Annotated in this window: 15 protein-coding genes; 9 read left to right on the top strand and 6 right to left on the bottom strand. The window is 66.9% G+C overall.

The genetic code is table 11. The features are described from left to right. Positions 1-26: 26 nt before the first annotated feature. A complete protein-coding gene (locus BDI24065_RS08870; RefSeq protein WP_175030912.1) occupies positions 27-1,514 on the top strand; it encodes a carbohydrate porin in 1,488 nt (495 codons plus the stop codon). 96 nt (positions 1,515-1,610) lie between these two features. Here the strand turns inward: BDI24065_RS08870 and treA are convergent, their stop codons facing one another. Together treA and BDI24065_RS08860 are read right to left on the bottom strand one after the other, a co-directional pair. Continuing rightward, positions 1,611-3,374, bottom strand: coding sequence for an alpha,alpha-trehalase TreA (gene treA, locus BDI24065_RS08865; RefSeq protein ID WP_175030911.1), 1,764 nt, complete (start codon positions 3,372-3,374; stop codon positions 1,611-1,613). Positions 3,375-3,510: 136 nt separating this feature from the next. Continuing rightward, entirely contained in the window at positions 3,511-4,140 is a 630-nt protein-coding gene (locus BDI24065_RS08860; protein WP_175030910.1) for a TetR/AcrR family transcriptional regulator, read from the bottom strand. Between the two features lie 78 nt (positions 4,141-4,218). On the opposite strand from BDI24065_RS08860, the gene BDI24065_RS41490 reads away from it, so the two are divergent. The 3 genes from BDI24065_RS41490 to BDI24065_RS08845 all read left to right on the top strand — a co-directional run bounded on the left by BDI24065_RS41490 (position 4,219) and on the right by BDI24065_RS08845 (position 7,556). Then, a complete protein-coding gene (locus BDI24065_RS41490) occupies positions 4,219-4,530 on the top strand; it encodes a darcynin family protein (RefSeq protein ID WP_175030909.1) in 312 nt (103 codons plus the stop codon). Between the two features lie 51 nt (positions 4,531-4,581). Next, on the top strand, positions 4,582-5,970 hold the full coding sequence (locus BDI24065_RS08850) for an MFS transporter (protein ID WP_175022159.1): 1,389 nt from the start codon (positions 4,582-4,584) through the stop codon (positions 5,968-5,970). Positions 5,971-6,344: 374 nt separating this feature from the next. Then, positions 6,345-7,556, top strand: a complete 1,212-nt coding sequence (locus tag BDI24065_RS08845) for a winged helix-turn-helix domain-containing protein (RefSeq protein ID WP_175030908.1) — start codon at positions 6,345-6,347, stop codon at positions 7,554-7,556. Between the two features lie 51 nt (positions 7,557-7,607). Here BDI24065_RS08845 and BDI24065_RS08840 read toward each other — a convergent pair whose 3' ends face one another. Together BDI24065_RS08840 and BDI24065_RS08835 are read right to left on the bottom strand one after the other, a co-directional pair. After that, a complete protein-coding gene (locus BDI24065_RS08840) occupies positions 7,608-7,826 on the bottom strand; it encodes a DUF1653 domain-containing protein (RefSeq protein WP_006480837.1) in 219 nt (72 codons plus the stop codon). 57 nt (positions 7,827-7,883) lie between these two features. Then, complete coding sequence (locus tag BDI24065_RS08835) at positions 7,884-8,327, bottom strand: GNAT family N-acetyltransferase (protein WP_175030907.1); 444 nt, start codon at positions 8,325-8,327, stop codon at positions 7,884-7,886. 183 nt (positions 8,328-8,510) lie between these two features. Here BDI24065_RS08835 and BDI24065_RS08830 point away from each other — a divergent pair, with 183 nt between their 5' ends. Further along, positions 8,511-9,134, top strand: a complete 624-nt coding sequence (locus tag BDI24065_RS08830; RefSeq protein WP_175030906.1) for an HAD hydrolase-like protein — start codon at positions 8,511-8,513, stop codon at positions 9,132-9,134. Between the two features lie 394 nt (positions 9,135-9,528). Then, on the top strand, positions 9,529-10,107 hold the full coding sequence (locus BDI24065_RS08825; protein WP_175030905.1) for a DUF4142 domain-containing protein: 579 nt from the start codon (positions 9,529-9,531) through the stop codon (positions 10,105-10,107). 121 nt (positions 10,108-10,228) lie between these two features. Here BDI24065_RS08825 and BDI24065_RS08820 read toward each other — a convergent pair whose 3' ends face one another. Together BDI24065_RS08820 and BDI24065_RS08815 are read right to left on the bottom strand one after the other, a co-directional pair. After that, positions 10,229-10,828: a GNAT family N-acetyltransferase gene (locus BDI24065_RS08820; protein ID WP_175030904.1), complete on the bottom strand. Its 600-nt coding sequence runs from the start codon at positions 10,826-10,828 to the stop codon at positions 10,229-10,231. Between the two features lie 56 nt (positions 10,829-10,884). After that, the gene (locus tag BDI24065_RS08815) at positions 10,885-11,799 is read right to left on the bottom strand and encodes a LysR family transcriptional regulator (RefSeq protein ID WP_175030903.1); all 915 of its coding nucleotides are present in this window, start codon (positions 11,797-11,799) and stop codon (positions 10,885-10,887) included. 109 nt (positions 11,800-11,908) lie between these two features. Between BDI24065_RS08815 and lysA the strand changes: the two genes are divergently transcribed. The 3 genes from lysA (at position 11,909) to BDI24065_RS08800 (ending at position 15,283) form a co-directional block, all read left to right on the top strand. Next, on the top strand, positions 11,909-13,162 hold the full coding sequence (lysA, locus tag BDI24065_RS08810) for a diaminopimelate decarboxylase (RefSeq protein ID WP_175030902.1): 1,254 nt from the start codon (positions 11,909-11,911) through the stop codon (positions 13,160-13,162). 590 nt (positions 13,163-13,752) lie between these two features. Next, positions 13,753-14,553 carry a transporter substrate-binding domain-containing protein gene (locus tag BDI24065_RS08805; RefSeq protein WP_175030901.1) on the top strand — a complete coding sequence of 267 codons (801 nt, stop codon included), beginning with the start codon at positions 13,753-13,755 and terminating at the stop codon, positions 14,551-14,553. Positions 14,554-14,623: 70 nt separating this feature from the next. After that, positions 14,624-15,283, top strand: coding sequence for an amino acid ABC transporter permease (locus tag BDI24065_RS08800; RefSeq protein ID WP_175030900.1), 660 nt, complete (start codon positions 14,624-14,626; stop codon positions 15,281-15,283). Positions 15,284-15,312 lie beyond the last annotated feature (29 nt).

Here is a 15,312-nt window from a genome sequence, read left to right as displayed (position 1 = left end):
CTAATCAAACCGTCAACGGAACCCACATGAAGAACTACCTCGAACCCGTCCCGCGCAAGCTCCGCCTCAATGCGCTCGCCACGCTGCTGCTGTCGCTCGCCGCCGCGCCCGCGTTCTCGCAAGCGTCGTCGCCGGCCGCGGCCGAACCGGCAGCCGGCGCCAGCGACGCCGCCGCTCCCGCACAACAGGCCGCCGATGCTGCCGCGCCCGCTCCCACCGGCTTCTGGGAACGCTCGAACCTGCTCGGCAACATGGGCGGCCTGCGCGATGTACTCGGCGATCACGGCATCACGCTGAGCCTGCAGGAAACCAGCGAGTACCTGTACAACACGTCGGGCGGCACGAATCGCGGCGGCGCGTACCAGGGGCTCACGCAATTCGGTTTCAACGTGGACACGGGCAAGGCAGTCGGCCTGCCAGGCGGCACATTCAACGTGTCGGCGCTGCAGATTCACGGCACCAACCTCACGCAGCGCTACCTGCAGACGCTGCAGACCGCGACCGGCATCGAGGCGAATTCGACCACGCGCCTGTGGGAACTCTGGTACCAGCAGTCGCTGCTCGACGGCAAGGTCGACGTGAAGGTCGGCCAGCAAAGCGTCGACCAGGAATTCATGGTGAGTCAGAACGCGGCGACGTTCATGAACGCCACGTTCGGCTGGCCCGTGCTGCCGTCGACGGACCTGCCGGCCGGCGGCCCCGCGTATCCGCTGTCGTCGCTCGGCGTGCGGCTGCGCGTGAAGCCGGCCGATGCGTGGACCGCGATGGTCGGCGTGTTCGACGGCAACCCGGCCGGCCGCACCGACGGCGATGCGCAGGTGCTGAACGCGCATGGCACCAACTTCAACCTGCGCAGCGGCGCATTCGTGATCGGCGAAGTGCAGTACGCGCTGAACGCGCCGCCCGCCGATCCGAAGGCACCGCAGCCCGCTGGCCTGCCGGGCACGTACAAGCTCGGCTTCTGGTATCAGTCGCAGCATACGAACGACCCGCGCTACGGCACCGACGGCCTGTCGCTCGCGAATCCGGACAGCAACGGCATTGCCGCCACCCATCGCGGCAACTACTCGTTCTATGCGGTCGCGGACCAGATGGTATGGCGGCCGTCGGCCGACAGCCCGCGCTCGGTCAACGTGTTCGCGCGCGTGATGGGCGCGCCGGGCGATCGCAATACCGTCGATTTCGCGGCCAACGCAGGCGTGACGCTGAAGGCGCCGTTCAAGGGACGCGACAACGACGTCGCGGGTATCGCGGTCGGCTACGCGAAGATCGGCTCGCATGCACGCGGCCTCGACGGCGACACCGGCGTCTACACGACGCCCGGCTATCCGGTGCGCCGCGCGGAGACGGTCGTCGAAGCGACCTACCAGTACCAGGTCACGCCGTGGTGGCAGATGCAGGCCGACCTGCAGCACTTCTTCCGTCCGGGCGGCGGCATCCCGAACCCGAACGCGGCCGGTGCACGCATCGGCGACGAAACGGTGGTCGGCGTGCGCACGACGATCACGTTCTAAAGCAGGCTTGATGCAGACACGGGCCGGACGGCCGCTCACGCGACAGTCCGGCCCGTGCGTTCTCCTGCAGTGCCAGCGCGCGGCCCGCGCCGCGCGTCACTCACCGTACAGCGCGAGCAGTTTCAGCGTGACGCCATTGGTCCAGCCGAAACCGTCCTGCAGCGGATATTCACCGCCCCCGCCGCCGCCCGTGCCGGCCCCTTCGACCACGTACTTCTCGACGAGCTTGCCTTCGGTCGCATACACATGCCTCACGTCGGACAGGAAGCGCGTGCCGATGTCCTTCGCGAGCGTCGGTTCGCCGTAGCGCCGCAGCCCGTCGATCGCGATCCACTGCAGCGGCGCCCAGCCGTTCGGTGCATCCCACTGCTGCCCCGTGTTCTCGGTGGTCGTCGCGAGGCCGCCCGGCTGCAGCAGCGTCTTGCGCACCTCGCGCGCGGTCGCCTTCGCACGCTCGGGCCACGCAACGCCCGCGAACACCGGATACAGCGCAGCGGCCGTCACGGCGTCGCGCGGCTTGCGCAGCTGCCAGTCGTAGTCGCCGTAGTAGCCGCGGCGGTTCCACAGATAGCGGTTGATCGCGGCCGCACGCCGCGCCGCGCGCGCCGAAAAATCGGTCACGCATGCCATGTCGCGCGTGGCCGTGCAGCCCTTCACGATCGTCGTCTCGAGATGGAACATCAGGCTGTTCAGGTCGACCGGCACGATCGACGTCGTGCGGATCGTCGCGAGCGTCTTGCCGTCGCCGAACCAGCGCGAGCTGTAGTCCCAGCCGCTTTCGGCACCCGCGCGCAAATCACGATAGACCTCGTTCGCCGGACGCCCCGGCACCGACTTCGCGGTCGTCACGTCCTCGAGATACGACTCGTCGCGCGGCGTATCGCTCGCATCCCAGTAGCGGTTCAGCACCGCGCCGTCGGGCATCGTGACCACGTGGCGTGCGGCCTGCCCGCGCGGCGTCGTGGTTTCGCCCTGCATCCAGTACGCATGCTCCTTGCGCAGTTCCGGCAGGTATTTCTGGTAGACCTTGTCGCCTTCGGCCTGCGCGGCGAGCGTGACCATGTAGGCAAAGAACGGCGGCTGCGAGCGGCTCGCGTAGTACGTGCGGTTGCCGTTCGGGATGTGCCCGATCGTGTCGATCAGGTGGGCGAAGTTGTCGAGCATGTCGTCGACGAGATCCTCGCGGCCCGACACCTGCAGCCCGAGCATCGTGAAATAGGTATCCCAGTAGTAGCCTTCGCGGAAGCGGCCGCCCGGCACGACGTACGGCTTCGGCAGCGGGATCAGCGAGCTGTAGGGCGGCACCGTCGTGCTCGTGCGCATGAGCTGCGGCCACAGCCAGTCGATGTGCTGGCGCAGCGTCTGGTTCGGCGGCGGCGTCACGCCGCCTTCCGGGGGCGGCGTGAAATGCCGGGCGACGAACGCCTTCAGCGAGAAGCCCGGCTGCGATTTCTGTTGCCGATACAACTGCACGATCGTCGCGGGATCGCTGTCGGGCGTCGCGTCGACGAAGGTCTTCTGGTCGGGATAGATCTGCGCGGTCTGCACCGCGACGAACAGGTCGCCGTAGAGCTGGCTCGGCGGCGGCAACAGCGTGCCCGATGCGGGAGCGGCAATTGCGGCCGTGGCCGGCGGTGCCGACCGGGCAGCCGCCTGCGCGGCGGCCTGGTTCGCGTTGTCGGCCTGCGCGGCGCAGCCGGCAACGGCGAGATACGCAATGGCCAGTGCAGCGGCCCGGCGAAGACGTGGTGCGGATGGCGCGCGGTGCGGCGAGAGTCGGGGCGAGAAGCGGGTTGGGAAACAGGCTGAGAAGCGGGTTGAGAAGCGCGATGCGATCGATGCGGCACGACGTGACGTCATGACGTGTCCCCTCCTTTCGATGGTGAGTGGGTCGGCACGAGGTCTCGTTCGCGCGCGCGTTCGTCTCGATGGCCCTCGATCGATACGCGTCGTTTCGTAGTGCGAGTGGGTCCGACTGTCGCACGAAACGTGCACATCAAGCAAGTTTCGGTTCGCGCGACTCGCGCAGATAACCGCGCATGGCCCGCCACGCACGCGCGTCGAGCGCATCCGCATCGGTCTCGCCGCGCGCGCCGGCCGCATCGACGATCCCTTTCACGATCGCGAGCAGATCGTGCGCGACGACGTCGGGCGCAGCGACGCGCGGCGCATCGCGCAAGGCGAGCGCATGCAGCAGCGTCGCATGGATGCGATCCGCGACGCGTGCGGTGCGCGCGTCGAGCGGCAGCCGCGCCTCCTCGAAATCGATCAGCCGCGCGAGCACCGGACGGCGCATCTGGTGCGCGACGGCCGCACGCACCAGTGCGCGTAGCACGTCGTCGCATGACGACAGCGCGGCTGCCCGGTCGACGTCGTCGAGCAGATGCGCACTCTCGCGCTCGACGAGCGCGGCCGTCAGCGCATCGCGATTCGGGAAGTATTGATAGAGCGAACCGATGCTCACGCCGGCCAGCGCAGCGACTGCATTCGTCGTGTAACCGTCGAAGCCGTCGCGCTCCAGAATGCGCGCAGCCGCCTCGACGATCGCGTCGACGGTGGCCACCGAGCGGCGCTGGCGCGGCGCCTTGCGGGGCGACAGCGGGATTCGCGGGGACGATTCGGACATGGTCGGAATGCGAGTTTCGAATATGAGCAAACGCTCATATTCTAGAAACGCCCTTCCACTTCGTCAAAAGGAATCAGCGTGACCCGGCATACCGTGACTCTGCACGACGTGTTCACGCTCGCGAAGACGCACCCCGAATGGCACGGCTTCCCCGTGCCGGACTGCTTGCGGCTGCTGCGCGGATGTATCGCGCCGATCCTCCACACTCATGGCGAACGCATATCGCTGCGCTTCCATGGCACCGAGCGCTACCCGGCACGCGTGGCCGACGCGGGTGGCCGGGACGCGCAGACAAGATGCATGTGCCGCGTTTGCGCAGTCGTTCTTTCTACGCCACCCGCTAACAGAGACGACTGTTGCAACATGCGGAACAACTGTTGTCGTACGTGACTCAACGGTCACATTGTGGGCATAATGACGCCTTTACCGCGCGCCCAGCCCATGTCGCCCGTCTTTCTAGCACCGCTCATCGTTGCCTGTGCGTTGTTCATGGAAAGCGTCGACGCGAACATCATCGTCACCGCCCTCCCCGCGATGGCGAGGGACTTCGGGCACAGCCCCGTCACGTTGAACATTGCGATCACGGCCTACGTGGTCGGGCTCGGCGTGTTCATCCCGATCTGCGGCTGGCTGGCCGACCGCTTCAGCGCACGCTCCGTATTCCGCACCGCAATCGGCATCTTCGTCGTCGGCTCGCTGATGTGCGCGGCATCCAGTTCCCTCGGCGTGCTCACGTTCGCACGCTTCATCCAGGGCGTCGGCGGCGCGATGATGGTGCCCGTCGGCCGCATCATCATCTTCCGCGCCGTACCGCGCTCGGATCTCGTGCGCGCGATGAACTACCTCGCGATTCCCGCGCTGTTCGGGCCCACGGTCGGGCCGCTCGTCGGCGGCTTCATCACGACCTACCTGCACTGGCGGATGATCTTCTTCATCAACGTGCCGATCGGCATCTACGGGATCTACCTCGCCAGCAAGCACATCGCGAACACGCGCGAGCCCGATCCGGGCCCGCTCGACTGGTTCGGCTTCCTGCTGTCGGCCAGCGGCGCCGCGCTGCTGCTGATGGGCCTCACGCTGATCGACGGTTCGCTCACGTCGCGCTCGAACGCGCTCGTCATGTGCGTGGCCGGCACCGTCCTGCTCGCGCTCTACGTACCGTACGCGCGCCGCAAGGAGCGCCCGGTGCTCGACCTCAGCTTCCTCAAGATCCCGACGTATCACGCCAGCGTCGTCGGCGGGTCGCTGTTCCGCATCGGCCTCGGCGCGGTGCCGTTCCTGCTGCCGCTCGCGCTGCAGGAAGGGCTCGGCATGAGCGCGTTCCATTCGGGGCTCATCACGTGCGCGTCCGCGTTCGGCGGCGCGATGAGCCGCTCGACGGCCACCCATACGCTGCGCCGCTTCGGCTTCCGCACGGTGCTGATCTACAACGCGGCCTTCGCGGGGCTCGCGATCGCCGCGTACGGCGTGTTCCATCCCGGCATGGCGACCTGGGCGATCTGGTTGATCGTGCTCGTCGGCGGCATCTTCCCCGCGCTGCAGTTCACGAGCCTGAACTCGATGATCTACGCGGACATCTCGCCGCGCGACGCGGGCCGCGCGACGAGCCTCGGCAGCGTCGTGCAGCAGATGTCGCTCGGCCTCGGCGTGACGGTGGCCGGCCTCGTGCTGCACATTTCGCACTGGCTGCAGGGTCATCAGAAGATGGTGTGGTCGGATTTCTGGCCCGCGTTTCTCGTGGTCGGGCTGTGCTCGTTCGCGTCGATTCCGATCACGCGGCGGCTGCCGCCCGGCGCCGGCGACGAAGTCGCGCGCGGCAAGCGGCAATAGCGCACTGGCAGGCGAACGGGAAAAAGCAGAAGGGACAGAAGGGAACGCGGCCCGCGAAGCAAACCGGAAAAAACAAAAAAATCAGCGGACATCCACACGGGGCCGGTGCACAGCCGCATGGATGTCCGCTCAGGGCTCCGGGTCTCCCGATGGGGGTTGAGAATCCCGGATTTACTTCCTGCGTGCCATTGACATATGTGCGTCGGAAGCAAAATCGTTGCGCGTCTTTATCGTCGCGCCATGAACTGCACTATAGGGAAACTTGCGAAACGCATCTGTCAACCATTGTCAGACACGGTGCATCGGCACGTCGCACGCGCGCGCCGCTTTCGCGCTAAAGTGGTTCCCGACCATCACTCCCGACCGCCCTTCCGATGCTTACGCTCTCGCCCGCCGCCGCCCGCGCGCTGCATCTCGCCGCGCAGGGCCTGCTGACGCCGCCCCGCCGCAAGGCGACCAAATCCGACGTGCTCGACACGATCCGCCGGATGGCGCAGCTGCAGATCGATACCATCCACGTCGTCGCGCGCAGCCCGTATCTCGTGCTGTTCAGCCGTCTCGGCGATTTCTCGCCGCAGTGGCTCGACGAACATCTCGCCGAGGCACGCCTGTTCGAATACTGGTCGCACGAAGCGTGCTTCCTGCCGGTCGAGCAGTTTGGCCTGATGCGCTACAAGATGCTCGATCCGTCGGGGATGGGCTGGAAATACGCGGCCGAGTGGCATGAGCAGAATCGTCCCGACATCGAGCGGCTGCTCGCGCGGATTCGCGCCGAGGGCCCCGTACGGTCGGCCGATTTCGCCCGCGAGGATGGCGCGAAAGGCAACGGCTGGTGGGATCGCAAGCCCGAGAAGCAGCACCTGGAAGTGCTGTTCACGACGGGCGACCTGATGGTGTCGGAACGCCGCAATTTTCAGCGCGTGTACGACGTGCGCGAGCGCGTGCTGCCCGACTGGGACGATACGCGCGACCTGCCGCCACGCGACACCGTGCTGCCCGCGCTGCTCGACTACACGTGCCGCGCGCTCGGCGTCGTGCGCGCGGACTGGGTGGCCGACTACTATCGGCTGCCGCGCCGTTCGTACCGCGCGGAGCTCGAGCAGCTCGCGGGCGCAGGCGACCTGATCCCGGTGGCGATCGACGACTGGAAGGAGCCGGCCTACGTGCATCGCTCGCTCGAAGCGTTGCTGCCGGCCGCGGAAGCCGACACGCTGCGCTCGACGGTCACGACGCTGCTGTCGCCGTTCGACCCGGTCGTATGGGACCGGCGGCGTGCGTCGACGCTGTTCGGTTTCGATTACACGATCGAATGCTATACGCCCGGGCACAAGCGGCGTTACGGCTATTTCTGCCTGCCGGTACTGCATCGCGGCCGGCTGGTCGGGCGCATCGACGCGAAGGCGCATCGCACGCTCGGCACGTTCGAACTGAAGGCCGTGCATGTCGAGCCGGGCGTGCGGTTAGGCACGGGGCTCGCCGCCGATGTCGCGAAGGCGGTGAAGAGGCTCGCGGCATGGCACGGCACGCCGGAGGTCACGGTCGGGCAGGCGCCGCCGGAGCTGGTGAACGCGCTGGCCGGCGCGTAGACGTTCACGCAGCCGACCGGCATGGCGGCGCCGCGCGCCGCCGGCCGCCAATCAGTCGCGCAACTTGCGGAAACGCGGCGTGCCGTCTTCGAGGTTCCCGTTGAACATCGCTTCCGGCCGCACCCACAGCCCGCGCGCATGCGGCCACAGGTGCTCGTACACGACCACCGATTCCTCGGTTTCGGAATGGCGCGCAACGCCGATGTAGCGATACAGCCCGCCCTTGTAATGGCGATGCGTCGCGAGCTGTTCGGCTTCCTGTTCGGTCATGATGGGCTTCTCTTCGGCAAAAACGGAAAGCGCGTATTGTATGCGCTGCGCCGCGCGTCAGCGTTTCGCGTAGATGTCCGGGCGGCGGATCTCCATCACCCGCTCGGGATTCGCGCACGGCCCGAAGCCGACCGGCCGGTACAGCGCGTGCGCATCGGACGTCACGAGCATGATGCGGCGCAGGCCCTGCACCATCTCGTGCGCGAACACATGGTCGATCAGCGCGCGACCGTAGCCGTTGCCGCGCTCGGCCGGCAGCACGAACACGTCGCACAGGTACGCGAACGTCGCGTGATCGGTCACGAGCCGCGCGAACCCGACGAGCCGGTCGCCCACGTACGCGCCGAAGCACAGCGAGCCCTCGATCGCACGCTCGACCACGTCGCGCGGAATGCCCTGCGACCAGTATGCGTCGCGATGCAGGAAATCGAAGATCGCGTCGACGTCGAGTTCGCGCTTGTCGGTGGAAAATCTCAGCGTGGCAGGGGTGGCAGCGGGCACGTCGGTCTCCGGTTGGTGTGGTGGAAAGCGAAACGCTGACAATACCGCGCAGCGCGAGGGGGTACAAGCGGCGACACCTATCGGCTACGCCCCAGCGAACGGGCATGCGCAACCGACCGTGCGGACGACGGGCCTCGATTCGGTGACAATGTCGCCTGCCGGATCAACCCGCCACGCCGCTTCATGCCCTATCGCCTCATCGCATTCGACTTCGACGGCACGCTCGCCGATTCGCTCGACAGCTTTCTCGCCGCGCTGTCGGAAGCGTCGCGCCTGCACGGCTTTCGCGACGCCACGCCCGAGCTGCGCCCGGCGCTGCGCGGCATGTCGGCGCGCGACATCATTCGTGCGCTCGAGGTGCCGATGTGGAAAGTGCCGCGCGTGACGATCGACATGCGCCGCCTGATGCAGCCGCGTGTCGCGCAAGTGGCGCTGTTCCCCGGCGTCGGCGAAACGTTCGACGCGCTCGCCGCGCGCGGCATCCGCATCGCGATCGCCACGTCGAATACCGAGGCGATCGTGCGCGACCGGCTCGGCCCGCACGCCAGCAGCCGTGTCGAGCATTTCGCGTGCGGCATTCCGTTGTTCGGCAAGGCACGCCGCCTGCGCGCGCTCGTTCATGAAGCCGGCGTGCGCAGCGACGAAGTGCTGTACGTTGGCGATGAAATCCGCGACGCCGACGCGGCACGACGCGCGCGCATCGCATTCCAGGGCGTCGCGTGGGGCTACACCGCGCCGGACGCGTTGCAGGCGCATTGCGCGACGCCGTTGCTGCCCCGCCTCGACGCATTGCTCGATCGCGTGTGACGCATTCGCGCGCCGCGCGCATCCGGTTCGCCCCATCGCTCGATGCGCACGTCATCGCACGACGCAGCAGCACGACGATGAAAAGCCGATGACACGTACGTGCATCCAGCACACCCCATGCGCGCAAAAATTGCCGCCGCTGCGCACGCAACAGGTACGCACTACCTGTCGGGGTGCTTGCGCATCGATTCGTCTTACCAACCGTTACACAAACCACAGCGCGGTTGCACCTGCTACGGAATCGCTCTCCTAGAATCAGTCGGGCCGGGAAACACTTCGACCGGCGCCGCGGCAGAGCGGCGGTCGAATCCGGCCCGGGCGCGCCCGGTCTCTCGCACAGCGACGGATCACGTGATCCGTTTTTCAACCAGAGCCCCGATCGAAAGGAGGTCCCATGAACCGCTTTCCCCAAGTCTCGCGCCTTGCTTTGTCTGCCGCTGGCCTGCTTCTCGTCGCCGTGACGGCGACCGCGCAAACCGCACAACCGGCACCGGCCGCACCGAACGCACCGGCCGCCGCCGCGACGCGCATCCACGAAGCCGACCAGGCCTTCATCACGGACGGCACGAAAACCGTGTCGACGCAGCACGACGCGGCGCGCATCGCCGATTCGCGCACGTCGGACAGCCAGGTCAAGGCGTTCGCGCAACGCGTGTCGACCGACGATGAGAAGATCATCCAGGCGATGCGCGCGGCGAGCCCGCGCGGCGTCGACGTGCCGGCCAACGATCCCGACACGGCCGTGCTGAGCAGCATCAAGAGCCTGCGCGGCGCCGAGTTCGACAAGGCGTATATCGAGCAGGTCGCGCTCGCCGGCCAGCAGAAGGCCATTTCGGCATTCCAGGCCGAAATCGCGTCGGGCCGCGACACGAAGCTGAAGGAAGTCGCCCGCCAGTCGCTGCCGATCCTGCAGAAGCACTACGCCGACGCGCAGAAGCTCGCGGAACGCCACCACCTCGCATCGGCGCAGTAACGCGCCGCAGCGCCGCGCATCGTGCGCGGCGCACTGCTTCCCCCGTCGTCGCACCGCCGCCCCCCCTTCCGGCGGCGCGACGCACGTCAAACGTCACACTTCACACTTCACACGTGACACGTTACGTCGCGAGCTTCGCCAGCAGTCGCGCACGCACTTCCGGCCATTCGTCGTCGATGATGCTGAAGCGCACTGAATTGCGCTTGCGGCCATCCGGCATGATCCGTTCATGCCGCACGATGCCTTCCTGCTTCGCACCGAGCCGCAGGATCGCCGCGCGCGATTTCTCGTTCAGCTCGTCGGTCGTGAACTGCACGCGCACGCATTGCAGCACATCGAACGCATAGCCCAGCAACAACCACTTCGCTTCGGTATTCGCGCGCGTGCGCTGCGCCGATTCGCTCAGCCACGTATGGCCGATCTCGAGCTTGCGGTTCTTGCGATCGATCTTCCAGAAGCGTGTGCTGCCGATCACGCGGCCCGATGCGCGATCGACGATCGTGAACGGCATCACGGTGCCGGTGGCGCGCCCCTGCAATGCCGTCTCGATGTATGCGTCGATCGTTTCGGCATCCGGCACGGCCGTCACCTTCAGATTCCAGAGCTGACCGTCGGCTGCGGCATCCAGCAGCGCCTGCCGGTCGGACGGCGCGAGCGGGCGCAACTCGATGCGCTCGCCGGTGAGGGTCGGTTGTTCGAGGGAAGACGAAACGGCGGTCATGAAGAGGTTCCAGGAGAGGAGGACGATTACGGCGAAACGCCCATCATACGGCCGCGTCAGCCGAGAAGCGCGGCCAAGCGGCGACGGATCGCCTTCGCCTCGCCGCGCAGTGCATCGGCAAACGCATCGACGAGCAGGCTCTTCGGCCGGTGCTCGGGCACGATCACGCTGACCCGGTACGGAAACGAGCGCGTGAGCGGCCGCACGTGCAGGTCGCGCCCGACGAAGTCGAGCGCGGTCAGCGGATTGACGATCGCGGCACCGAGCCCCTGCCGCACGAACGCGCACACCGACACGGCCGACGGCGTGTCGACGACCGAGCGTGGCGCGACGCCGAGCTGCGCGAACGCCTCGTCGATCAGGATGCGGTAGGGATCGTTCAGCGACAGGCTCACGAACGGGCGATCGGCGAGATCCAGCAGGTCGATCGCGTCCTGCGCGAGCAGCGGATGGCCGTCGGGCAGCACGCACACTTCGTCCACTTCGAGCAGCGGCGTGAGAACGGTGCCGGCCGGCGCGACGTCGTGCTCGGTCAGCCCGAGGTCGTAACGCTGCGCGGTCAGCCACTCTTCGAGCACCGGCGATTCCTGGGTCGCAACCGACACGCTCACACCCGCGTGGGCGTCATGAAAACGCCGGCACGCGCCAGGCAGGATCGCGTGCGAGAACGCCGGCAGCGCGATCACCGACAGTTGACCGTCGCGAAACTCGCGCAGGCGCGCGGCCGTCGCCGCGACGCGTTCAAGCCCCACATACGCGAGCCGCACGTCGTCGAACAGCGTGAGCGCGGCCATCGTCGGCCGCAGCCGGCCGTGCGCGCGCTCGAACAGCGCGAAGCCGACGACCTGCTCCATGCGCGCGAGCTCGCGGCTGATCGTCGGTTGCGACGTATAGAGCATCTCGGCCGCGCGCGTCGTGCTGCCGGTGACCATCAGCGCGCGAAAGACCTCGATATGGCGGTGCGTAAGCATGATCGGCTATATCAGATATGAATCGAATGTCGACAAACAGGCATTTTACTGTATAGATAATCAGGCGCATCATTCACGCTATCCGTTCATTCGACCCGGTTCATTCGCCATGTCCCTCGATTCCCGCCAGCTCGCGACGCTCGCGCAGCAATACGGCACCCCGCTGTGGGTGTACAACGCCGACGTCATTCGCGACCGCATCGCCCAGCTGCGTCAGTTCGACGTGATCCGCTATGCGCAGAAGGCGAACTCGAACCTCCATATCCTGAAGCTGATGCGCGAAGAAGGCGCATGCGTCGATGCCGTATCGCTCGGCGAGATCGAGCGCAGCCTCGCGGCCGGGTTCAGTCCGGCAGGCGATCCTGCCGCCGGCGAGCCGGAAGGCGTCGTGTTCACCGCCGACCTGATCGACCGCCCGACGCTCGCGGCCGTGCTGAAGCATGGCGTGACCGTCAACGCCGGTTCGCTCGACATGCTCGCGCGCATCGGCGAGCACGCGCCCGGCCACCGCGTGTGGCTGCGCATCAATCCCGGTTTCGGCCACGGCCACAGCAACAAGACCAACACCGGCGGCCCGCAGAGCAAGCACGGCATCTGGATCGACGACGTGCCGCGCGCGATCGAGATCGTGCGCCAGTACGGGCTGAAGCTGGTCGGCATCCACATGCACATCGGGTCGGGCGTCGACTACGGTCACCTGTCGCAGGTGTGCGATGCGATGGTCGATCTCGTCACGTCGCTCGGCCATGACATCGACGCGATCTCGGCCGGCGGCGGCCTGTCGATCCCGTATCGCGACGGCGAGCCGCGCGTCGACGTCGATCACTACTTCAGCCAGTGGGACGCCGCGCGCAAGCGGATCGAGCGTCATCTCGGCCACCCGGTGCGCATCGAAATCGAACCGGGCCGCTTCCTCGTCGCCGAAGCCGGCACGCTCGTCACCGAAGTGCAGGCCGTCAACCGCCGGCCGAAGCACGATTTCGTGCTGATCGACGCGGGCTTCAACGACCTGATGCGTCCGTCGATGTATGGCAGCTACCATGCGGTGTCCGTGCACACGCATGAAGGTGCACTGCCCGCCGGCCGGCCGCTCGTCGATCTCGCGATCGCCGGGCCGCTGTGCGAATCGGGCGACGTGTTCACGCAGGACGCGGGCGGCGTGGTCACGCACCGCAAGCTGCCGCAGCCGCAGATCGGCGACCTGCTGTTCCTGCACGACGCGGGCGCATACGGCGCGTCGATGTCATCGAACTACAACAGCCGGCCGCTCGCGCCGGAAGTACTCGTCGATCGCGGCGCGCCGCGGCTGATCCGCCGCCGGCAGACGATCGACGAATTGCTCGCGCTCGAAACGTTCGAGTAACGCGCATCCCGCGTGACGAAGGCCCACGGCCAGGCTTGCCACTCACGGCAGCCTGGCCGTTTTGCTTTTCGACGGACGGTGTGACCGCAGCCTGGAGCAACCGCCCGCCCGCACCGTAGCACCTGATCCTTCTCATCGCGCGCAACCGCAGCAGATCGCATGCGCCACCTTTCTCACGCAGAGAAAAACATTCCACGTCGCGTGAAAAGTGCCCGCATCTTTGGAAACACATTCCCTTTTGACAAAACTAAGATTGGCCTCAGTCGCACCGCATTCCTGTCACTGGATACGCATCGACGATGCGTCCGGTCCACCACACTCGCAATGCTGCACGGGCAATCATGAATCGCACGCTTGAACGCTTCGCCGCGCACGCCGGCCTTCGCTGCCGCTCACGCGCCTGCCTCGTCCATCCGTACGCGCTCCGGTCCTTCATCGCCCCCGAACGCAAGCCGTAACGCACGGCATCACGCACGGCGGCCAGCGACACTCGCCGCCTCACGCTCCACCGACTTCCCGCTCACGGCGACGCCGCCCGTCGCCGCGGCGTCGCACACCCTGAATTTTCGACAACAACCACGGAGACAACCATGAAGCACTTCACCCCGACGCTCAAGCAAGGCATTGCGGCAGCCCTCCTCTGCATCGCGGCCGCGACATCGCACGCGGCCGACCTGCTCGACACCGTCAAGCAATCCGGTGTACTGAGGATCGCACTGGAAGGCACCTACCCACCGTTCGACTACCGCAATGCCGACGGCCAGCTCGAAGGCTTCGACGTCGACGTCGCGAAGGCGGTTGCCGCTCGCCTCGGCGTGAAGCCTCAGTTCGTGACGACCGAATGGAGCGGGATTCTTGCCGGCCTGCAGGCCGGCAAGTTCGACGTGATCGTCAACCAGGTCGCGATCACGCCGTCGCGCCAGCAGGCGCTCGACTTCAGCACGCCATACGTGTATTCGTCCGCGCAGTTGCTGCAACGGCAAAACGATGCGCGCGCATTCAAGTCGCTCGACGAACTGAAGGGCAGGAAGGTCGGCGTGACGATGGGCAGCAACTACGTCGATCTGGTCAAGACCGTGCCCGCGATCGACCTGCAGGTCTACCCCGGTACGCCGGAGAACCTGCGTGACCTGGCGGCCGGCCGTATCGACGCAGCGGTCAACGATCGCCTGATGCTCAGCTACCTGATCAAGAATTCGCACCTGCCGCTGCGCCCGGGCTCCGTGCTCGCGGGCGGCGAGGACCGGATGGGTATCCCGTTCCGCAAGGGCAACCCGAAATTCGCGAAGGCGATCGACGACGCCGTGGCATCGCTGCAGCAGGACGGCACGATGAAGAAGATCTCGATGCAGTGGTTCGGCGCGGACACGACCAAGCCAGTGACGCAATAACGCAGCCCGCGCCTGCGCGCATGAATGCACGAACGCGCGGGCCGTCCGGCACACAATCAGGAGACACGCAATGGAAGCACTCCAACTGGTCGTACATACGCTGCCCGTGATGGTCAAGGGCGCCATGCTCACGCTGAAGTTTGCCGTCGCGTCGATGGCGCTGGGTCTCGTCGTCGGGCTCGTGATCGCGATCATGCGCATCGGCAGCAACCGGCTTGCCGCCGGCCTCGCGCAGGGCTACGTCAGCCTGATGCGCGGCACGCCTCTGCTCGTGCAGATGTTCGTCGTCTACTACGGGCTGCCCGATCTCGGCATCACGCTCGATCCCACGACGGCCGGCATCTTCACGCTGACGCTCAACGCAGGGGCCTACCTGTCGGAGAGCATGCGCGGCGCGATTCTCGGCATCGGCCGCGGGCAATGGGCGGCCGCCCACAGTCTCGGCCTCACGCACGTGCAGACGCTGCGCTACGTCGTCTGCCCGCAAGCGCTGCGCCTCGCGGTGCCGAGTCTCGGCAACACGCTGATCAGCCTGATCAAGGACACGTCGCTGGTCTCCGTGATCACCGTCACCGAATTGCTGCGCTCGACGCAGGAGGTGATCGCCGCGACGTTCCAGCCGCTGCCGCTCTATCTCGCCGCCGCCGCGATCTACTGGGTGCTGAGCACGCTGCTCACGCGGCTTCAGGGTCGCGTCGAGACGCGCCTCGCGCTGCCGTCCGTGCATTGAACGCGCACCCGGCATTCACATGAACTCCA

It is taken from the genome of Burkholderia lata (genome assembly GCF_902499025.1).
GTDB classification, from domain to species: domain Bacteria; phylum Pseudomonadota; class Gammaproteobacteria; order Burkholderiales; family Burkholderiaceae; genus Burkholderia; species Burkholderia lata_C.
This window is presented reverse-complemented; position numbering and strand designations above follow the sequence as displayed.